We start from the raw sequence: 18,050 nt of genomic DNA, 5'->3' as shown, positions 1-18,050 counted from the left end.
CAGCAGCCTGTGTTCAGGCTTTGTTATTGGCGAAGCGGCGTGTGGCGGGTGCGGCGGTTATCAATGGTGGTGGTCGAACTCCAGCAGGAAGTGTTGGGTGACCTCGCCCTCGAGGGCACTCATATGGTGTTCGGCGTCGCACATGTGTTCGTGCATCAGCTGGCGTACCGCGGTTTCGTCCTCGGCTTTGAAGGCCAGCAACAGGCGCTTGTGGTAATCGAGGTTGGCGGCGTCGAACTGCTTGCGCTTGGGCTTGTAGGCCTTCTTCAGCACCACCAGGTCGCGCAGCAGGTCGTTGAGGAACTGCGCCATGAAACTCAGCAGCGGGTTGGGGCAGGCGCGGCCCAGCAGGTTGTGGAACTCCAGCTCGGCGATGCGCTGTTCGCGCTGGCCGGCCTCGCTGTCTTCCGGGGCGCTGCAGAAGTCGATATTGGCCTGCAGCGCTGCAAAATCGTCAGCACTCAGGCGGCCGATCACCGACACCGCCAGCTCCACTTCGATGACCTTGCGCAGCTGGTACACCTGCTCGCCGTCCATCTGCTGGAAGTGCAGGTAATTGCGCAGGGCGCGACTCGCCGGCTCGGTGCCGGCCTGGTTCAGGTAGGCGCCGCCGCTGGGGCCGGTGCGGGTGTTGACCAGCCCTTCGACCTCCAGCGCCTTGAGCGCTTCGCGGGCCGAACCCTTGGAACACTGGAAGCTTTCCATCAGCTCGCGCTCGGTCGGCAAGCGATCGCCGGGACGCAGGGCGTTGATCACAATGGAACGCTTGACCGACTCGACAATCACGTCGGAAAGCTTCTGGCGTTTGCGGCGAACAGGTCGTTTGAGCATGTTTTCGATTTATCGTATTAATGCGGATAAATAGTACTTAATAGGGCTGGGCCCGCTGCGTCAATCGTCCTGGGGGCGAGCTGTCGTTTTCGATGTGGGAGGGTCGTAATCAGAATCAGGACGAGTGGCGACGAGGCGCTTGCCGAAGGTCCTCCATCCTGTGTCCAGCCACTAAGCTGATGGCAGGCCATGCGCTGCCATAGACGGGAGGAAATCATGATTCTGTGCAAACGCGCCTACGAGCCGGCGAGCCCCGACGACGGTTATCGGGTGCTGGTGGACCGCCTGTGGCCGCGCAACTGTCGCAAGGACCGGTTGCCGCTGGACGAGTGGTTGAAAGACCTGGCGCCGTCCAGCGGATTGCGCCGTGCCTTCAAGTCCGGCGAGCTGGATTTCGCCACCTTCCGCAGCCGTTACCGCCAGGAACTGGCGGCCCGCCCCGAGCATTGGTGGGCGTTGCTGGAACGCGCGCAGAAAGGCCGCTTGACCCTGGTGTACTCGGCCCACGATGAAGCGCACAACAATGCCCGGGTGCTGGCCGAGTGGCTGGAGGACGAGCTGGACCGCCAGGGCGAGGGCAGTTCGCCGGTGTGCTATGCGCACCTGTCGCCGCCTGAATGAAGACGCTGCGCTTCAGGGCTGCTTCAACATCACATAGGCCTCGCCGCCGCGCCGGTCGTGCATCAGCAGGAAGGTCTGCTGGTCGAGGGTGATTTTCGCCGGCAGGTGCTGCGCCACCGGGGTGCTGGAGAACTGCTCGGCCAGCTTGAGAAATTGCGCGGTCAGGGTCTTGTCCCGCTGTGACGGCGTAGTCACCGCGCATTGCTTGCCTTTCTGTACCTGGACCCCAAGGCTGTGGTCCGGCCTGAGCCCCATCCGCGCATACCCGGCATTGTCCAGCCTGGCGATGCCATAGGCCTTGGCCGCGCTGTCGGCCCCGGCGAAGGAGGGCGCGGACTTCAGGCAGATATCGCGAAAGGCCAGCACGCCTTCGGCGATGGTCGCCGCTTCCTTGTCGATGACTTCGGGCGGGCTGGCGCAGCCGGCCAACAGGGCCAGGGCCAGGCTCAAAGGGCTCAGGATCGTGCGGTTCATCGGACCTCCCAGGCATTCACGGGGCATGCTTATAGCCTAGCCAAGCTTCTGCCTGCGGGAGGACCTGGGTGATGGGCGCCTCGCACCATGAAACATTTGTCATGGGCCGCCGGCGCCACCAGCCCCTACACTGGCTTTCACCTCCATGGCTCACGGACACCCCCATGACGGCAGCAGCGGCGGCAAGCATCCTCGAAACGGTCGAAGGCCAGCGCCTCAATGGCGAGGCCTGCGAACCCTGGCGCGAGTGGGGGCCGTACCTGAGCGAGCGGCAGTGGGGCACGGTGCGCGAGGACTACAGCGCCGATGGCGATGCCTGGGCCTACTTGCCCCACGACCATGCGCGCAGCCGTGCCTACCGCTGGGGCGAGGACGGGTTGGCGGGGTTCTCCGACAAGGCCCAGCACTGGTGCCTGGGGCTGGCCCTGTGGAACGAGCGCGACAGCATTCTCAAGGAGCGCCTGTTCGGCCTGAACAACGCCGAAGGCAATCACGGCGAAGACGTCAAGGAGCTGTATTTCTACCTCGATGGCGTGCCCAGCCATGCCTATATGCGCATGCTCTACAAATACCCGCAGGCGGCCTTTCCCTATGAGGACCTGCTGCGGGAAAACGCCCGGCGCGGCCTGGACGATACCGAGTACGAGATCCTCGACACCGGGGTATTCGAGGACGATCGCTACTTTGACGTGACCGTGGAATACGCCAAGCACGCGGTCGACGACATCTTCATGCGGGTCACGGTGCACAACCGTTTTCATCAGCCGGCGCGTTTGCGGGTCTTGCCCCAGGTATGGGCGCGTAATACCTGGAGCTGGGGCGGCGACTCGCGCAAGCCGAGCTTGCGCCTGGAGGGCGAGCAATTGCTGGCCCGGCATCCACGGTGCTCGCCGATGCAGGTCAGCGCCTGGGGGCCGGAGCGTTGCGAGTGGTTGTTCTGCAACAACGAAACCAACTTCCCGAGACTCGATGGCCTGGCCGCGCCCGGTCCGTTCAAGGACGGGATCAACGACTACCTGCTGGGAGGTTCCGCCAGCGCCATTGCCCGCGACGGCGGAACCCGCGCCGCCGCCCACTTCACCCTGGAGCTGGCCGGGCGGGAGAGCAAAAGCGTATACCTGCGTTTTGCTCCGGCTGGCTCGCCCCAGGTCAGCGCCCGGCGCCTGTTCGAACAACGGCGGGCCGAGGCCGACGCGTTCTACGCCGCGCTGCAACAGGGCATCGCCGATGCCGACGCACGCAATGTGCAGCGCCAGGCCCTGGCCGGGCTGCTGTGGTCCAAGCAACTCTACGATTTCGACGTCAACCGCTGGCTCGATGGCGACCCTGGCCAGCCCGCGCCGCCGGCGTCACACGCCCATCTGCGCAACAGCCATTGGCGGCACCTGGCGAACTTCGACATCGTGGCCATGCCCGACACCTGGGAATACCCCTGGTACGCCTCGTGGGACCTGGGTTTCCAGGCGGTGGCCCTGGCCTTGATCGACCCGGGCTTCGCCAAGCACCAGCTGTTGCTGCTGGTCAAAGACCGCTTCATGCATCCCAACGGGCAGTTGCCGGCCTACGAGTGGCGCTTCGACGACGCCAACCCGCCGGTGCATGCCTGGGCCAGCTGGCGGGTGTACCAGCGGGAAAAAGCCCTGACCGGCCAGGGCGACATGGACTTTCTCGAACGGATCTTCCACAAGCTGCTGCTGAACTTCTCCTGGTGGGTCAACCGCAAGGACGCCGAAGGGCGCAACCTGTTCCAGGGTGGTTTCCTCGGCCTCGACAACATCGGGCTGTTCGACCGCTCGGCGCCCTTGCCGCCGGGCTACACCCTGGACCAGGCCGACGGCACCGCCTGGGTCGCGGCCTATGCCCTGGACCTGATGCGCATTGCCCTGGAACTGGCCAGGCGCAACCCGGTGTACGTGGACATCGCGGTGAAGTTCTTCGAGCACTTTCTGTACATCGCCGGCGCCATCAACCGGCTGGACAACGGCGACACAGGGCTGTGGGATGAGCAGGACCGGTTCTTCTACGACGTGCTGCATCGCCCCGACGGTGGCAACGAACCGCTGCGCCTGCGCTCCATCGTCGGCCTGATGCCGCTGTTCGCCGTGCAGGTGCTGGAGCAGCATGAACACGAATGCCTGCCGGGGCTGCGTGAGCGTTTGCTGGAGTTCATGCACCATCGGCCGGACCTGGCCAGCCTGGTGTCGCGCTGGAACGAGCCGGGGCAGGGCAATCGCCTGTTGCTCGCACTGCTGCGCGGCGAGCGCACCAAGGACTTGCTCAAGCGCATGCTCGACGAGGCGGAGTTTCTTTCCGAGTTCGGTATCCGCTCGCTGTCCAGGGTCTTCGCCGAACACCCCTTCGCCCTGCAGGTCGACGGTCATCAGTTGCGCGCCCGTTACGCGCCGGCCGATTCCGACTCACGGCTGTATGGCGGCAACTCCAACTGGCGCGGGCCGCTGTGGATGCCGATCAACTACATGCTGATCGAGTCGCTGCGCGAGTTTCATCGCTACTACGCCGACAACTTCTCGGTGGAACACCCCAGCGGGTCCGGCTACCTGGCGTCCCTGGAGGAAGTCGCCGACAGCCTGAGCCAGCGCCTGACCCGCCTGTTCCTGCGCGACGAGGACGGGCGCCGCCCATCGATGTGCGCCTACGCGCAGTTGCAGGCCGATCCCCGGGACCGGGATCTGCTGCTGTTCCATGAATACTTCCACGGCGACACCGGCCGCGGCCTGGGGGCCAGCCACCAGACCGGCTGGACGGCGCTGGTGGCGTTGTTGTTTCAGCGCTGATTTCTACGCAGCAGTACGATGCGCCGAATGTTTTGAGTTACGTGATCATTGCAGTCGCGCATGCAAGCTAGGTCCAATAGGCGTAGGGCTTCTTCAGGATCATTGAGCTTTTCCAGTTGGTAGATTGCTTCATCAGCGTAGAGCACGGGGTCGCGAGTGCCTGCTTCGATTCTGGTCATGCGTGATTTGGAGGCTTCTGGGCCACGATCCAGTTTCTCGAGTACCGTGCCTCGGATGGATACGCTGTAATCGTTGGAACACTGGCGTTTGCTGGCAAGGTCCAAAAGGCGTAATGCTTCATTGGCATCATTGCGTTGCACCAACTGGTATCTGGCTTCGTCGTTGTAGAACGCGGGATTCTTACTGCCGTTGTTGATGGCCTGACGACGTTGAGCAGAGGCTTCTGGGCCACGATCCAGATTCTCGAGGACTTTGTTCCGGATGGCTAAGCTGTGATCGTTGGAGCACTGGCGTTTGATGGCAAGATCCAAAAGGCGCAAAGCCTCGTTGGCATCATTGCATTGCTCCAACTGGTATTTGGCCTCTTCGGTGTAGAACGCAGGGTTCCTACTACCGTCCTCTATGGCTTGGCGGCGCTGAAGTGTGGCCTCATTTGGATCTCCTACGAGCTTTTGGCAACGGTTCTGGATGGACTGGACATGGTTGTTGATGGCTTCAGGGTAGGCCTTCTGGTGCTTCTCAAGTCGTGCTAGAAACTCTTCAGCCCCACTCGTGCCTCGCCCCAAGAGGAGTTTGCCGAGATTAGCCAGGTAGGGCGGAAATTGCGGACTGAGCTCCAATGCCTTTTCAAAGGCTTGCAAGGCTTCATTGCAGCTGTTTCCCCGGGTCTTCTGCAGGCATTCGCCCAGAAAACGTTGGGCCTTGTGCTCGCGAGGGTGAATATTGGTCAGCAACTGCAGGACTTCCTGCTGTCGTTCAGTCGACTCACCTGCATCGCGGCGACGGTGGTAGATGGCCCACAGGGCCTCGTTGCTCCAGCCGGTTTCCTTCCCGGTGAGATGATCGACCCACTCCTCGATGGTTCCCAGTTCGTTGCCACACAACAGGTGGTAGAAGCTTTCATTGGCCCGCTGGAAGTTGATCTGCTCTTTCTGACGCCCGATCTGGCGCTGCCAGCAATGGGCGATCAACAGGTGCATGTCCGCTACTTCTGCCGGGATATTTTCTGCGTAGTCGGGAGTGAGTTCGATGTCTTTAAGCGCCAGTTTTTTCTGCCGCGTCCAACTGGCGATGAAACCATGCAGGTAGTGATCTTTGTTGTTGTCGAGAGGCAGCAGGCCGCGCCTTCTCAGGTTCTGCCAGGCGTCCTGGATACCCAGGCGGTCCTCCAGATAGTCGGCATGGTCCTGTGGAATCGCATTACGGTAAAGCGCCAGGACCTTGAGCAATCTTTGCTCTGCATCGCCGAGTATTTCATCGTGAATGATGCCGAGCAGTTTCTCGTCCAGGCGCTCGATGACTTCATGACGAAGGTTTTGATAGACCGCCAGGGGAGAGCTTTGCTTTTCTGCCGCGATAGTGGCGAGCAACTCGATTGCCAAGGTATGGGCAGTGCCGCCTTGTCCTCCACCCAGCCACTGGTAGAGTGCTCTCAAGTTATTGCCGGTATACGTCCACTCAGCTCTCTGCTCTTGAGGTGCCTTGGCTGCCAGAAGGGAAGCCAAGCCTGCCCGGTCGAGCCCGGGTATCTCCTGTAGCGCACAGTCGCGACCAAAACTGCCTTCTTCCGGTTTTTCGCTCAACTCATAGACCCACTTCCAGTCGGGGAATGCCTGCGACAGGGCTGTCAGGAGTGTGCGAATCTCGGGGTTGCGCCAGCCCGACGATTCGAGCAGCAGGTGGGCACCGTCGATCCAGATGAACGCATTCTGGGCATGGGGATAAAGCCGTTTAAGTTCTTGCGCCTGTTCCTCGATGCTCCCGCTGGGTGGAAGCGGATCTTCCCGTCGGTTATTCAGCGCATCCAGCAGGCGACGAAAAAGCTCACCCACCGTCATCTGGCGGCTTGAGTGAATGTCCACAAAGACCGTTCCTTGAAAGGCTGCTTGTCGGTGCAGCGCCTTGATCAGGGTTGTCTTGCCATTACCACTCAAGCCGTACAACGCAATGGATGGCTTTTCCTTGAGCGTGGCGGTGAGGGTGGAGATCAGCTTGTCGCGACCAAACAATTCCGGCGGTTTTGGGATGTCATCGGACGGTAGATTGTCCGGCACTGATAATGGCGGTGCTTCTACGCTGCCCGGGACCGCGACAGATGAAACCGGGGCCGTGCGCACCGAATGTTCGAAAGGCCAGAGCCCGTCCGGTGCCATATCGGCAACCGTCTGTACTTTCCAGCCATTCTTGTATTCGAACAGATGGGCGACCCCGCTACCCTGCTGCAGGTCGAGGCTGACCAGGTTGAAGCCGAACTGGTCATCGGTCTCGGCACCTATGGCGCCTGCTTCCAGTTTGATCAGGCGTTGCCCGGGATCGAGCCAGGGGTTGTGACTATGCCCATGCAGCCAGAACTGGAAGTCATGGGCCTTGCGTTTTTTGATGATCTCGATTTCGGCCTGATTGAACCAATCCCGGGGATGGTGAATCAGGCCAATCTTCAGGTCAGCCCCTTCCAGGGCGCTGCTCATGTGGTTGAACTGCCAATCCGCCCCAAGCCACATTTGCCCCTTATCGTCGTTGTCGTAGCAACTCCATGCGGAGTTGAAGCCGGCGATGCCAACCTTGATACCGCTCAGATCGATCTGTCGGGCATAGAGGTGTCGCACGGGGTCATGCAGATGCGGCAGGTACTGCGCGGTAAAGACGCCATAGTCCTCCATCCGCTTCATGTCCGCCGTGAACTCTGCCGACAGGCTGTCAAAGCGGGAGCTGATTTCCTGTGTGTGCCGCATGGAGGCTTTGGCCATGGTCCGCAGGTGGTGCTGCTGGCCCGCGAGGACTTTCTTGCGGTTCACATCATGATTGCCCGGTACGACGAACAGTCGCTCCCGCTCCAGGCCACAACAGGCAAGCAACTGGTCGAAGAAGTCCTTGGCCGGCTGGTACTGCTCAGGCATTGGACAGTCTGGCGTCTGCCCAAAAGCGATATCGCCCGTGCAGAAGATCAACTGTGGTTTGGGCAGTTTGCCGTCCCGGAACTTTTGAGTCAGGAACTCCAGTAACTTGCGGCGTGCATGGCTGTCTGACCAGGCGGTTTTTTTATGAAAGTGGATATCTGACAGATGTAGCCAATGCAGCTGGTTGTGGGTGGGCATAGTTTTGGGCAAATAGTGATGAGCGGCGGGAGGGGGTCGATGGACGCTAGCATAACCATGCTGGCAGATAGGATCCAATGTGCGTGAGGCTTATGTCGCCGTCGCGACCGAAAGTCTCGTTTTGCGCACCACGGAGCCTTGAGACACCGCGGTGCAGGCTGGCAATCAAGCCCGAAGGAAGCGGGCCGGTCAGGCACTCAAGGTATCCGGCTGCGGCACGGCCCAGTCCTCGATCAACCGCTGCGGGGTGCAGCAGGTCTTGCGCTTGTAGACGAAGCCGGCGCATTTCTCGGCGAAGCCGTGGCGGTTCTGCACCATGTCCAGGTGCATCTGTTCCAGCTCGGCGTTGCGGCAGTGCTGCATCAGTTGCGGGTCGGCGTTGGCCTTGCGCTCGCGCAGGGCCTGGTATTTCGGTTCGGTCAGCACGGCGTTGGCCCGCTGCAGCAGCCACAGGCCGAACTCGTCGGGGCAGCGCGGGCCGACTTCCTGGACCATGCCCATCTGCTGGGCCTGGAAAGCGTTGATCGGCAGGCATTGGTCGGTGAGCTTGTGCGCCATGGCGTGGCCGACCGCGCGGGGCAGGCTGTAGGTCCAGTATTCCGAACCGTACAGGCCCATGCTCTTGTAGTGCGGGTTGTAGACGGTATTGGCCCGGGCCAGCACCACGTCGGCCGCCAGCGCCAGCATCAGGCCGCCGGCCCCGGCATTGCCGGTGAGGCCGCTGACCACCAGCTGGCGGGCGCTGAGCAGCTCCTTGCAGACGTCGTCGATGGCCTGGATGTTGTTCCAGGCTTCCAGGCCCGGCACCGGCGCGGCCTGGATTACGTTGAGGTGCACGCCGTTGCAGAACGCGCCACGCCCGCCCTTGATCAGCAGCACCTGGGTGTCCCGGGCCTTGGCCCATTGCAGCGCGCTGACCAGGCGCTGGCAGTGTTCGGTGCTCATGGCGCCGTTGTAGAACTCGAAGGTCAGCTCGCCGACGTGGCCCGACTCGCGGTAGCGGATCGGCTGGTAGGCCTCGTCGCTGAACGGCTCGCTGGCGACCGACCAGTGCAGGTGAGGCACGCCGTCCAGTTGGCCGGCCAGCACATGGCGGGCCGGTAGCTTGAAGTGTTCCGTGCCCGGCCGGGCCTTGCGCTTGAGGGAGCCGATCCACAGGCTGCGGTCGCCGCAGGCCACCAGCACCGCGTCGTCGTGCACCGCCAGCAGTTCGCCGGGGATGCCGCTGCGGCTATCCAGGTGCGCGTCATACAGGTAGTACTGCCCGCCGGCGAGGCTGGCCAGGACCCCGGGCTGGCCGTCGGCGGCGTCGATGCAGCGCTTGATGAAGGCGGCGCTGTCGTGCCAGCTGAAGCTGCGGTCGTCCTGTTTCATGTTCGGTTGCAGGCGGCCGCGCACCTGCGGCTGGCTGTAGTCCAGGGGCACAGGGACGAAGTCGCTGCCGAATTTTTCCACCACATCGCGGATGCAGTAGATCGCCGCGTCGGCCACCGGCCCGTTGTACAGCTCGGACTTGCGCACCTGCGCCGGCACCTTGAATTCCCAGGTGGACCAGATCGGCCCGGCGTCCATTTCTTCCACCGCCTGCAGGGCGGTGACGCCCCAGCGCTCGAGGTTGTTGCTGATGGCCCAGTCCAGGGCGCTGGCGCCGCGGTCGCCGACGATGCCCGGGTGGATGATGATCACCGGGCGGGTCGGGTGGCGCCACAGTTGCTCGGGCACCCGGTCCTTGAGGAAGGGGCAGATCACCAGGTCGGCGTCCGCCTGTTCGATCTGCCGGCAAACGTCTTCTTCGTTGGTGAACAGCACCACGCTGGGACGATGGCCGGACTGGCGCAGGTCCAGCCAGGCACGCTGGGTGAGACCGTTGAAGGCGGTGGACAGCAGAATGATCTTCAGCGATTGCATAGCGACTCTTCCTTGAGGATGAAGCGGGGCCGGCCGTTCCGAAAGCCGTCCCTGGCCGATGGAGGCGCCAGAGTAGAGAGGACCTTTGGGCGTCCTGCTGACCGAGATCAATCAAGTGCGTCGGGCGGCGCCGCGAGGCGCCGGATTACATATATTCGTTAGTTAGCCTGGGTAAATTTTTAATTACTTCCAAATGGATTCAGCCCTGTTGCACAGTCGCTCCCCTAATCCTGGGTCGGCAATGTCCCGAACCAGCCAGACGATTTCGAGAGGGGGAGCTGTCTTGTGAGGGAGCCAGGCATGGGTGCGAATCGGAACCCTCATTACTCACTGATCGGGCAGATGTTCAAACGCGACTATCAGTGGCTGTGCGCCTCGGTGGGTCGCGTCCTGGGCTGCCATCACAGTGCCCAGGACATTGCCTCGGAAACCTTCGTGCGGGTGCTGGCCCTGCCGGACCCGGCGGCCATCCGCGAGCCCCGGGCGCTGCTGACCACCATCGCCCGGCGCCTGGTCTACGAAGGCTGGCGGCGCCAGGACCTGGAGCGCGCCTACCTGGAAAGCCTGGCCCTGGCGCCGACGCCGGTGCACCCGTCACCCGAGGAGCGGGCGCTGGTGATCGAAGCGCTGCTGGCCGTGGACCGCTTGCTCAACGGTTTGTCCGCCAAGGCCAAGGCGGCCTTTCTCTACCATCAGCTCGACGGCCTGACCTACGCCGAAATCGGCCAGCAGTTGGGGGTGTCCACCAGTCGCGTCCAGCAGTACATGGCCGAGGCGTTCAAGCGCTGTTATCAGGCGATGGTCGACGCATGAGCCGGCCGCGCGCGAACGAAGCGCTGGTGGATGAAGCCGCGCAATGGATGGCCCTCCTGCAATCGGGGCAGATGAACGCCCAGGAACGCCAGGCATTCCACGACTGGCGCGCCGCCGACCCGCAGCACGAGCAGATCATCGTGCTGATGGGTGGCGGCCTGGGGGCGCTGCGCAGCCAGGCGTTGCGCAACCTGTCCCGGGACAGCCTGCTGCACAGCCTGAATGCGCCGTCGAGCCGCCGGCGTTTTATCGGCGGCAGCCTGAGTGTGATGGCCCTGGCCTTGGCCGCGACCTTGCTCGGCCGGCGCTACAACCTGCTGCCCGAGGCGGGCGCCCTGTACACCGGCACCGGCGAGCGCCGCGACTTCACCCTGGCCGACGGCAGCGCCCTGACCCTCAACGCCCGCAGCCAGGTCGTGAGCTGTTTCGATGCCCAACAGCGGTTGTTGCAACTGCGCAATGGTCAACTGCTGGTGGATGTGGCCAGGGACCCGCAGCGGCCCTTCGTGGTGGAAACCGAACACGGGCGCATGCGGGCTTTGGGCACGAAGTTCCTGGTGGAGCGCGGCGAGGACTGGACGCGCCTGGTGATGTTGCATTCGCAGGTCGAGGTGCTCACCGCCAGTGGCGCGCGGCAGGTGGTCGAGGCCGGCGAAAGCCTGTGTTTCGACGCTCGGCGCCTGTTGCTGCTGGAGCGTGCCAAGGGCCATGAAAGCGCCTGGACCTCGGGGGTATTCGAGGCCCGCGACCGGCCCCTGAGCGAGGTGATCGACAGCTTGCGTGGCTACCGGCGCGGCATCATCCGCCTCAGCCCCCAGGTGGCCGACCTGCGCCTGAGCGGCATCTATCCCCTGGACGACAGCGACCGCAGCCTGCAGTTGCTCGAGCGTTCGCTGCCGATCCGCGTCAGCTACCACAGCCCATATTGGGTCAGCATCGAGCCGCGCTGAAGGGCGCGGTTATAACCCCATAACCCCTTGGCCTAACCGCCACCCTATAAAAACCCGTCAGTCGCTGCTCATTCCCTGCAACCGCATTCAACAGGGAATCGCCCCATGCACTCATCGATCCTTTTCAACCCGCCGCGCCGGCCACTGGCGCGCCTGTCACTGGCGTTGCTCCTGGCATTTGGCGCACATGGCGGCATCGCCTGGGCCCAACCGGCAGAGGCGAGACAGATCACCTTCGACATTGCCGCCGGCCCGCTGGACGAGGTGCTGCTGGATATCTCGCGGCAGAGCGGGTTGCCGATTTCCTTCAGCCAGGACCTGGTGCAGGGCAAGCGCGGCCCGGCCATCCGTGGCGCCCTGGGCGGCCAGCAGGCGGTGGACAGGGCCCTGCAAGGCAGCGGGCTGGAGGCCCAGCACAGCGAGCAGGGGCTGACCATTCGCAATGCCCCGGCCAGCGCCAAGGCCAGGCCTGAAGTCAGCGCCGTGGCGCCGGTTCGCGCGGCGGACCCGCAGCTGGAAAAGGTCACGGTGACCGGCTCGCGCATCGCCCGCGCCCAGTCCGACGGCGCCACTCCAGTGAACGTGATTACCCATGAAGAGATGGAGGCCCGCGGTTACCGCAACGTCTACGACGCCCTGGCGACCCAGACGCAGAACACCGGCATGACCCAGGGCGAGGACTACGGCAACACTTTCCAGCCCGCCGCCAGCGCCCTCAACCTGCGGGGGCTGGGCCCCAACCACACGCTGGTGCTGATCAACGGCCGGCGAGTGGCGGACTATCCGACGGCCTATGGCGGCCAGGTCAACTTCACCAACCTGGCCAACATTCCTTCGGCGATCATCGACCGCATCGAGGTTCTCAGCAGCGGCGCCTCGGCGATCTACGGCTCTGATGCGATTGCTGGGGTGGTCAACATCATCCTCAAGGAGAAGGCCAGCGGCATCGACGTCAACCTGCGTGGCGGCACCACCGAGCGCGGCGGCGGCGATAACCAGCGCCTGCAGATCAGCGGCGGTGGCAGCTGGGGGGATTTCGATGGCCTGTTCGGCCTGGAACTGACCCATCGCCAGCCGATCTGGGCCGACGACCGCGGTTTCATGGACCGCGGGCCGGCCCTGGACGTCGGTTATCGGCGCAACCTCGACAGCGGCAAATACATCGGCCCTGGCTGCGGCGCCTACTCCGGGGTGTTTGCCAACCACCTCAGTGGCAGCGGCGGGCGCTGCACCACCGACCAGGTCTACAACGATTACTGGACCTTGCAGACGCAGAAGGAAAACTACGACGGCTACACCCGCGGCACCTGGCATTTCAGCGACAGCGGCAAGGTCTTCGCCGACCTGATGTATGGCCTGGACCATATCCAGAACAACACCCGCGGGCCGAGCTTCACCTCGCCCGACTTCATCAACCGGAACACGGGTAACCTGGAGCGCTGGTTCCGGCGTTTCTCCGAGGAGGAAATCGGCGGCCGCACCAGCAACAACAGCAAGTGGCGCGACACCTCATGGACCGGCACCCTGGGCCTGTCCGACCGGATCGCCGACACGGCCTGGAGCTACGAGCTGGCGGCCAACCGCTCGGAGTACCGCAGCGTGCGCACCACCCGCTATACGCCGTCGGCCACTATTCGCGATTTCTACCTGGGGCCGCAGCTGGGCGAGCAGGGCGGGTATCCGCTGTTCGCCCCGGATGCCTCACGGCTTGACCGGCCGCTGACCGAAGAGGAGTGGCGGCAGTTTCGCCGCAACCTGACCCAGACCAGCAAGTCGGTGTCGCAGAGCTACAACGCCTCGCTCAACGGCGAGCTGTTCGACTTGCCGGCCGGGCCGGTGGGCTTCGCCGGCATCCTGGAGCTGGGCAAACAGGAATACCGCATCGACCCGGACGATGGGCTTAACGACGGCAGCTTCTACGGCACCACCCCGGCGCAGAGTTCCGGTGGCTCGCGCAAGCGTTATGCCGCCGGCGGCGAGTTCAGCGTGCCGATCAGCGACAGCCTGTTGGCGTCGCTGGCGGGGCGCTGGGACCAGTACAAATTCAGCGGCCGCACCGAGCAGCAGAAGACCTACAACCTGGGCCTGGAATGGCGCCCGCTGAACAGCCTGCTGCTGCGCGGCAGCTACGGCACCAGCTTCCGCGCCCCGGACCTGAACTACATCTACCAGGCCGACACCAACGGCTATGTGCCGGACCAGATCGACTACTACGGGTGCAGCCAGGGTGTGGAGGGCGCCTGCGATCGCGGGCGGGTGGACTACACCCAGAGCGGCACCGCCGACCTCAAGTCCGAGCGGGGCAAATCCTGGACCTACGGGTTCGTCTGGTCGCCGTCGCGCAACTTCGATGTGTCGGTGGATTACTGGCGCGTGCAGATCGAAGACCTGCTGACCACCGTCGACCAGAACCGCCTGTTGCAAGAGGAAAACGCCTGCCGCAGTGGCGCCATGGACATCAATTCGGCCAGCTGCCAGGCGACCCTGGCGCGCATCCAGCGCAACCCGGGCACTGCCGCGGTGGACCCGAACCGCTTGCAGAGGGTGCAGATCAATGCGATCAACGCCGCCAGCGAACGGGTCAGCGGGCTCGACCTGAAAAGCAATATCCGCTGGGGCGCCGGGGAGTACGGGGCGTTCAGTTCGACCCTGGGCTACACCCTGGTGCTCTCGCATTTCTACAAGGAATCGGACGACGCGCCGACCCAGGACTGGCGCGTGGACCGCAGCAATCATGACTGGCGCAGCAAGGTCAACGCCAGCCTGACCTGGGATTACCAGCACTACACCGCGACCCTGCTGGGCATCCGCTATGGCAGCGTGACCAACGGCAACTCGGACGGGCGCCTGTCGCCCTGGACCGTGTTCAACGCCAGCGCCCGCTACAAGGTCAACGACCGCGCCAGCGTCGGCCTGACCGTCAACAACCTGCTGAACCAGGTCAAGCGCGACGACTCCGGCGGCTGGCCGTATTACCCCACCGGCAACTACGACCCCTACGGCCGCCAGTGGTGGCTGGATGTGAGTTATCACTTTGGCGGCTGAACCCTCCCTGTGGCTGATGGTGTCTGGCCTGATGCAGCGCGGCGCCTGCATCGCGAGCAAGCTGCGCTCCTACGGGGCAGATGAACAGGCATAAGCTCATCACCCAACGGTCTAGACCGGCCTCTATAAAAACCTCCGGGCCGTTGCACATCCCTGCATACACCTAATGCAGGGATGGTTGTCCATGAGTCTGTTCGTACCCCGTAGATCCCCTTTGAGCCTGGCCTTGCTGGCGGCGCTGAATGTATTGCCGGCCTGGGCCGCGACCACTCCGTTCAACCTGCCCGCGGGGCCGCTGGACCAGACCCTGCTGCAGATTTCCCGACAGACCGGCCTGCCGATTTCCTTCGAGCAGAAGCTGGTGAGCGGCCGTTATGCGCCGGCGATCCAGGGCCAGCTCGACCAGCACCAGGCGCTGACCCTGGCCTTGCAGGACAGCGGCCTGAAGGAGCAGCAGGACACCCAGGGCGTGACCCTCGTGGCGGACACCAGCACCGCCAGCAGCGCCCCGGCATTTACTGAGCCCACCACCCAGTTGCAGCGGGTGGAAGTGACCGGCACCGCGATCCGCCGGGTCGATGCCGAGACCGCGGTGCCGGTCACCGTGCTGCGGGTCGAGAAGCTGCGCGAGCAGGGCGTGACCACCACCGAAGAGCTGATCAACCGGATTTCCGCCAACCAGTCCTCGGTCGGCTCCGGGCGCTCGGTGGGCTCCAGCAGCGGCGGGGCGGCCTATGCCGACCTGCGCGGCATAGGCCCGAACAAGACCCTGGTTTTGCTCAACGGCCGGCGCCTGAGCAACAACGCGACCAATGCCATCAACGGCTCCGGGGTCGACCTCAACACCATTCCGTTTGCCGCCATCGACCGGGTCGAGGTGCTGCGCGACGGCGCGTCCGCGCTGTACGGCACCGACGCCATCGGCGGGGTGATCAACTTCATCACCAAGAAGAGCCTGACCCGCGGCCAGGTCAGTACCGGCTACGACACCCCGAGCCATTCCGGCGGTGGCCAGAGCAGGAACTTCAGCGGCAGCTGGGGCATCGGCGACCTGGAGGAAGACCGCTTCAACGTGTTCGGCGTGGTCAGCTACGACAAACAAGAGCACCTGGCCGCCAAGGATCGCGGCTACACCTACAACTACCAGCCGGGCCGGGGCCTGGACTACACCTCCGGCACCGCCTCGCCGGCCAACTGGAGCCAGGGCGCCAATGCCACCAACCCGCTGGCCGGCTCCGGCTGCAACGCGCCGGGCTTGCTGTCGCGCAACGGCATTTGCCGCCAGAGCCTGTGGAGCTACCTGGACCTGGTGCCGGAAACCGAAAAGACCTCGGCCTTCGCCAAGGCCACCGGCAAGCTCAGCGACGATCACAACGTCAGCCTCGAATACTTCTGGGCGCGCAACGAGAACCGCACCCAGATCGGCCCCGGCACCCTGATGGGCAATCAGGTCAACCCGGGCACCGCGTTCTATCCGGGCAATGGCATCACCCCGGGGCCGAGCGGCTTTGCCCTCGACCCGACGCAACCGGTGGCGGCCAACTGGCGGGAAACCGATGTCGGCGCCCGCCGCCATGAAGACGACAACACCGGCCAGCGCCTGCTGCTGAGTTTCGATGGCAGCGTGGCGGGCTGGGACTACAACATCGGCGCCTCGTACAACCAGAACAAGGTGGTCAGTACCATCCGCAGCGGCTACGTGAACGATGTGGCAGTGTCCGAGGGCATCGCCAATGGCGTGATCAACCCCTTCGGCCCGCAGACCGCGGCAGGCAGCGCGCTGCTGGCGGCCAATACGGTGGACGGCGATTACGCCACGGCGGTCGGGCGGGTCAAGGCCATCGACGGGCGGGTCAGCCGCGAGATCGGCGACTGGTTCGGCTCCGGCCCCGCGGCCCTGGCCCTGGGCGGCGAGTACCGCAAGGAAGACTTCCACCAGGATTTCGCCCAGTTCGCCGGCAATGTGCAGAGCCTGGGCATCGACCCCAACGGCAGTGTGTCGGGCGACCGCAGCGTGCAGGCGCAGTACGCCGAACTCAACGTGCCGGTGCTCGACAGCCTGGAGCTGACGGCGGCGATCCGGCATGACAAATACAGCGACTTTGGCAGTACCACCAACCCCAAGTATTCGTTCCGCTTCCAGCCCTTCAAGGAGCTGGTGCTGCGCGGCGCCTACAGTGAAGGCTTCCGCGCGCCGTCGCTGTACGAGCTGTACAACCCGACCTTTACCACCTTCACCAACGCCAACTACAACGACCCGCGGCTATGCCCCGGCGGCACCCCGGCCAATGGCGGGATCGGCAACCGCGACTGCGCCCAGCAGTTCAACCGCAGCACCGGCGGCAACACCGAGCTGAAGCCGGAAACCGCGCGCAACGTGACATTCGGCTTCGTCTACCAGCCGTTCGAGCGGCTCAATGCCGGGCTGGATTTCTGGTGGATCAAGGTCGCCAACCAGATCGCCGAGTTTCCCGAGTCGGCGCCGTTCGACAACCCCGACCTGTACGCCGACCGGCTGGTGCGCAAGGCCGACGGCTCCATCGATCATGTGGTCACGGGCATGGCCAACCTGGGCAAGCTCAAGACCAGCGGGGTCGATGTCAGCCTCGACTATCGCCTGCCAGCCACTGCCTGGGGCGAGTTCGGCCTGGGGCTGCAAGGCACCTACGTCACCCGTTACGACTACCAGCAACAGCTCAAGGGCGAATACATCGACAAGCTCGGGGATTTTCGCGGCGGCGACTTCGCCTCGGCCGGCGCGGTGGCGCGCTGGCGCCACAGCCTGACCGCGACCTGGAACCAGGGGCCGCTGGGCGCGACCCTGACCAACCGCTACACCAGCGGTTATCACGACTCCGATCGCGACAGCCATAACCGCGTCGGCTCCTACAACGTCTGGGACCTGGCCGGCACCTACACCTGGCGCCAGGCCCTGGGCGTGACCCTCGGGGTGAAGAACCTGTTCGACCGCGAGCCGCCGTTCAGCAACCAGACCTACACCTTCCAGAGCGGCTACGACCCACGCTACTCGGACCCGTTCGGAAGGACCTTGTACACGCGGCTCAGTTACAACTTCTGAGTTGACCGGCAATAAAAGGTCCGGACGCTTTTTAGTAACCAAAGGTTCTAAAACCCGCTCTATAAAAATGCCCGGTCAGTTGCACATGACAGGCAGGAGCGGGGTGTTTCGGGTGGAGAGATAAGGCTGGGAGTCGAGTGGCGGCTGGACGATCTTTCGCGAGCAAGCTCGCTCCTACAGAAGTGCACAGGTCCTCTGTAGGAGCGAGCTTGCTCGCGATGACGCCGGTACAGACACCGTCATCCTGGCCCCTGTTCAA

Annotated in this window: 10 protein-coding genes; 6 read left to right on the top strand and 4 right to left on the bottom strand. The window is 63.9% G+C overall.

Going from position 1 to position 18,050, the window contains the following annotated elements:
* Window positions 1-60: 60 nt before the first annotated feature.
* The gene (locus CXQ81_RS20730) at window positions 61-831 is read right to left on the bottom strand and encodes a FadR/GntR family transcriptional regulator (RefSeq protein WP_085534255.1); all 771 of its coding nucleotides are present in this window, start codon (window positions 829-831) and stop codon (window positions 61-63) included.
* Window positions 832-1,047: 216 nt separating this feature from the next.
* Here CXQ81_RS20730 and CXQ81_RS20725 point away from each other — a divergent pair, with 216 nt between their 5' ends.
* A complete protein-coding gene (locus CXQ81_RS20725; RefSeq protein WP_101338414.1) occupies window positions 1,048-1,452 on the top strand; it encodes a DUF488 domain-containing protein in 405 nt (134 codons plus the stop codon).
* 12 nt (window positions 1,453-1,464) lie between these two features.
* On the opposite strand, the gene CXQ81_RS20720 is transcribed toward CXQ81_RS20725, so the two are convergent.
* On the bottom strand, window positions 1,465-1,926 hold the full coding sequence (locus CXQ81_RS20720) for a hypothetical protein (protein ID WP_101338413.1): 462 nt from the start codon (window positions 1,924-1,926) through the stop codon (window positions 1,465-1,467).
* Between the two features lie 164 nt (window positions 1,927-2,090).
* Here CXQ81_RS20720 and CXQ81_RS20715 point away from each other — a divergent pair, with 164 nt between their 5' ends.
* The gene (locus CXQ81_RS20715; RefSeq protein WP_101338412.1) at window positions 2,091-4,721 is read left to right on the top strand and encodes a glucosidase; all 2,631 of its coding nucleotides are present in this window, start codon (window positions 2,091-2,093) and stop codon (window positions 4,719-4,721) included.
* On the opposite strand, the gene CXQ81_RS20710 is transcribed toward CXQ81_RS20715, so the two are convergent.
* Together CXQ81_RS20710 and CXQ81_RS20705 are read right to left on the bottom strand one after the other, a co-directional pair.
* Window positions 4,712-7,996, bottom strand: coding sequence for an AAA family ATPase (locus CXQ81_RS20710; RefSeq protein ID WP_101338411.1), 3,285 nt, complete (start codon window positions 7,994-7,996; stop codon window positions 4,712-4,714). The two genes, CXQ81_RS20715 and CXQ81_RS20710, sit on opposite strands and share 10 nt — an antisense overlap.
* Window positions 7,997-8,185: 189 nt before the next feature.
* Window positions 8,186-9,904 (bottom strand): hydrogenase maturation protein, encoded by a 1,719-nt coding sequence (locus tag CXQ81_RS20705; protein ID WP_101338410.1) that lies wholly within the window; start codon window positions 9,902-9,904, stop codon window positions 8,186-8,188.
* A gap of 300 nt (window positions 9,905-10,204) precedes the next feature.
* Here CXQ81_RS20705 and CXQ81_RS20700 point away from each other — a divergent pair, with 300 nt between their 5' ends.
* The 4 genes from CXQ81_RS20700 (at window position 10,205) to CXQ81_RS20685 (ending at window position 17,791) form a co-directional block, all read left to right on the top strand.
* Window positions 10,205-10,717 carry a sigma-70 family RNA polymerase sigma factor gene (locus CXQ81_RS20700; protein WP_007921828.1) on the top strand — a complete coding sequence of 171 codons (513 nt, stop codon included), beginning with the start codon at window positions 10,205-10,207 and terminating at the stop codon, window positions 10,715-10,717.
* Window positions 10,714-11,667: a FecR domain-containing protein gene (locus CXQ81_RS20695; protein WP_101338409.1), complete on the top strand. Its 954-nt coding sequence runs from the start codon at window positions 10,714-10,716 to the stop codon at window positions 11,665-11,667. The genes CXQ81_RS20700 and CXQ81_RS20695 overlap by 4 nt, the downstream gene beginning before the upstream one ends.
* Before the next feature lie 105 nt (window positions 11,668-11,772).
* The gene (locus tag CXQ81_RS20690) at window positions 11,773-14,712 is read left to right on the top strand and encodes a TonB-dependent receptor (RefSeq protein ID WP_101338408.1); all 2,940 of its coding nucleotides are present in this window, start codon (window positions 11,773-11,775) and stop codon (window positions 14,710-14,712) included.
* A gap of 184 nt (window positions 14,713-14,896) precedes the next feature.
* Window positions 14,897-17,791: a TonB-dependent receptor gene (locus CXQ81_RS20685; protein ID WP_101338407.1), complete on the top strand. Its 2,895-nt coding sequence runs from the start codon at window positions 14,897-14,899 to the stop codon at window positions 17,789-17,791.
* The last annotated feature ends 259 nt before the right edge of the window (window positions 17,792-18,050 follow it).

This window comes from Pseudomonas sp. 09C 129 (genome assembly GCF_002843625.1).
GTDB classification, from domain to species: Bacteria; Pseudomonadota; Gammaproteobacteria; order Pseudomonadales; family Pseudomonadaceae; genus Aquipseudomonas; species Aquipseudomonas chlororaphis.
This window is presented reverse-complemented; position numbering and strand designations above follow the sequence as displayed.

Excerpts from the sequence above, each read along its gene's own strand:
- CXQ81_RS20730 (WP_085534255.1), bottom strand. The coding sequence starts at position 831 with ATGCTCAAACGACCTGTTCGCCGCAAACGCCAGAAGCTTTCCGACGTG.
- CXQ81_RS20725 (WP_101338414.1), top strand. The coding sequence starts at position 1,048 with ATGATTCTGTGCAAACGCGCCTACGAGCCGGCGAGCCCCGACGACGGT.
- CXQ81_RS20720 (WP_101338413.1), bottom strand. The coding sequence starts at position 1,926 with ATGAACCGCACGATCCTGAGCCCTTTGAGCCTGGCCCTGGCCCTGTTG.
- CXQ81_RS20715 (WP_101338412.1), top strand. The coding sequence starts at position 2,091 with ATGACGGCAGCAGCGGCGGCAAGCATCCTCGAAACGGTCGAAGGCCAG.
- CXQ81_RS20710 (WP_101338411.1), bottom strand. The coding sequence starts at position 7,996 with ATGCCCACCCACAACCAGCTGCATTGGCTACATCTGTCAGATATCCAC.
- CXQ81_RS20705 (WP_101338410.1), bottom strand. The coding sequence starts at position 9,904 with ATGCAATCGCTGAAGATCATTCTGCTGTCCACCGCCTTCAACGGTCTC.
- CXQ81_RS20700 (WP_007921828.1), top strand. The coding sequence starts at position 10,205 with ATGGGTGCGAATCGGAACCCTCATTACTCACTGATCGGGCAGATGTTC.
- CXQ81_RS20695 (WP_101338409.1), top strand. The coding sequence starts at position 10,714 with ATGAGCCGGCCGCGCGCGAACGAAGCGCTGGTGGATGAAGCCGCGCAA.
- CXQ81_RS20690 (WP_101338408.1), top strand. The coding sequence starts at position 11,773 with ATGCACTCATCGATCCTTTTCAACCCGCCGCGCCGGCCACTGGCGCGC.
- CXQ81_RS20685 (WP_101338407.1), top strand. The coding sequence starts at position 14,897 with ATGAGTCTGTTCGTACCCCGTAGATCCCCTTTGAGCCTGGCCTTGCTG.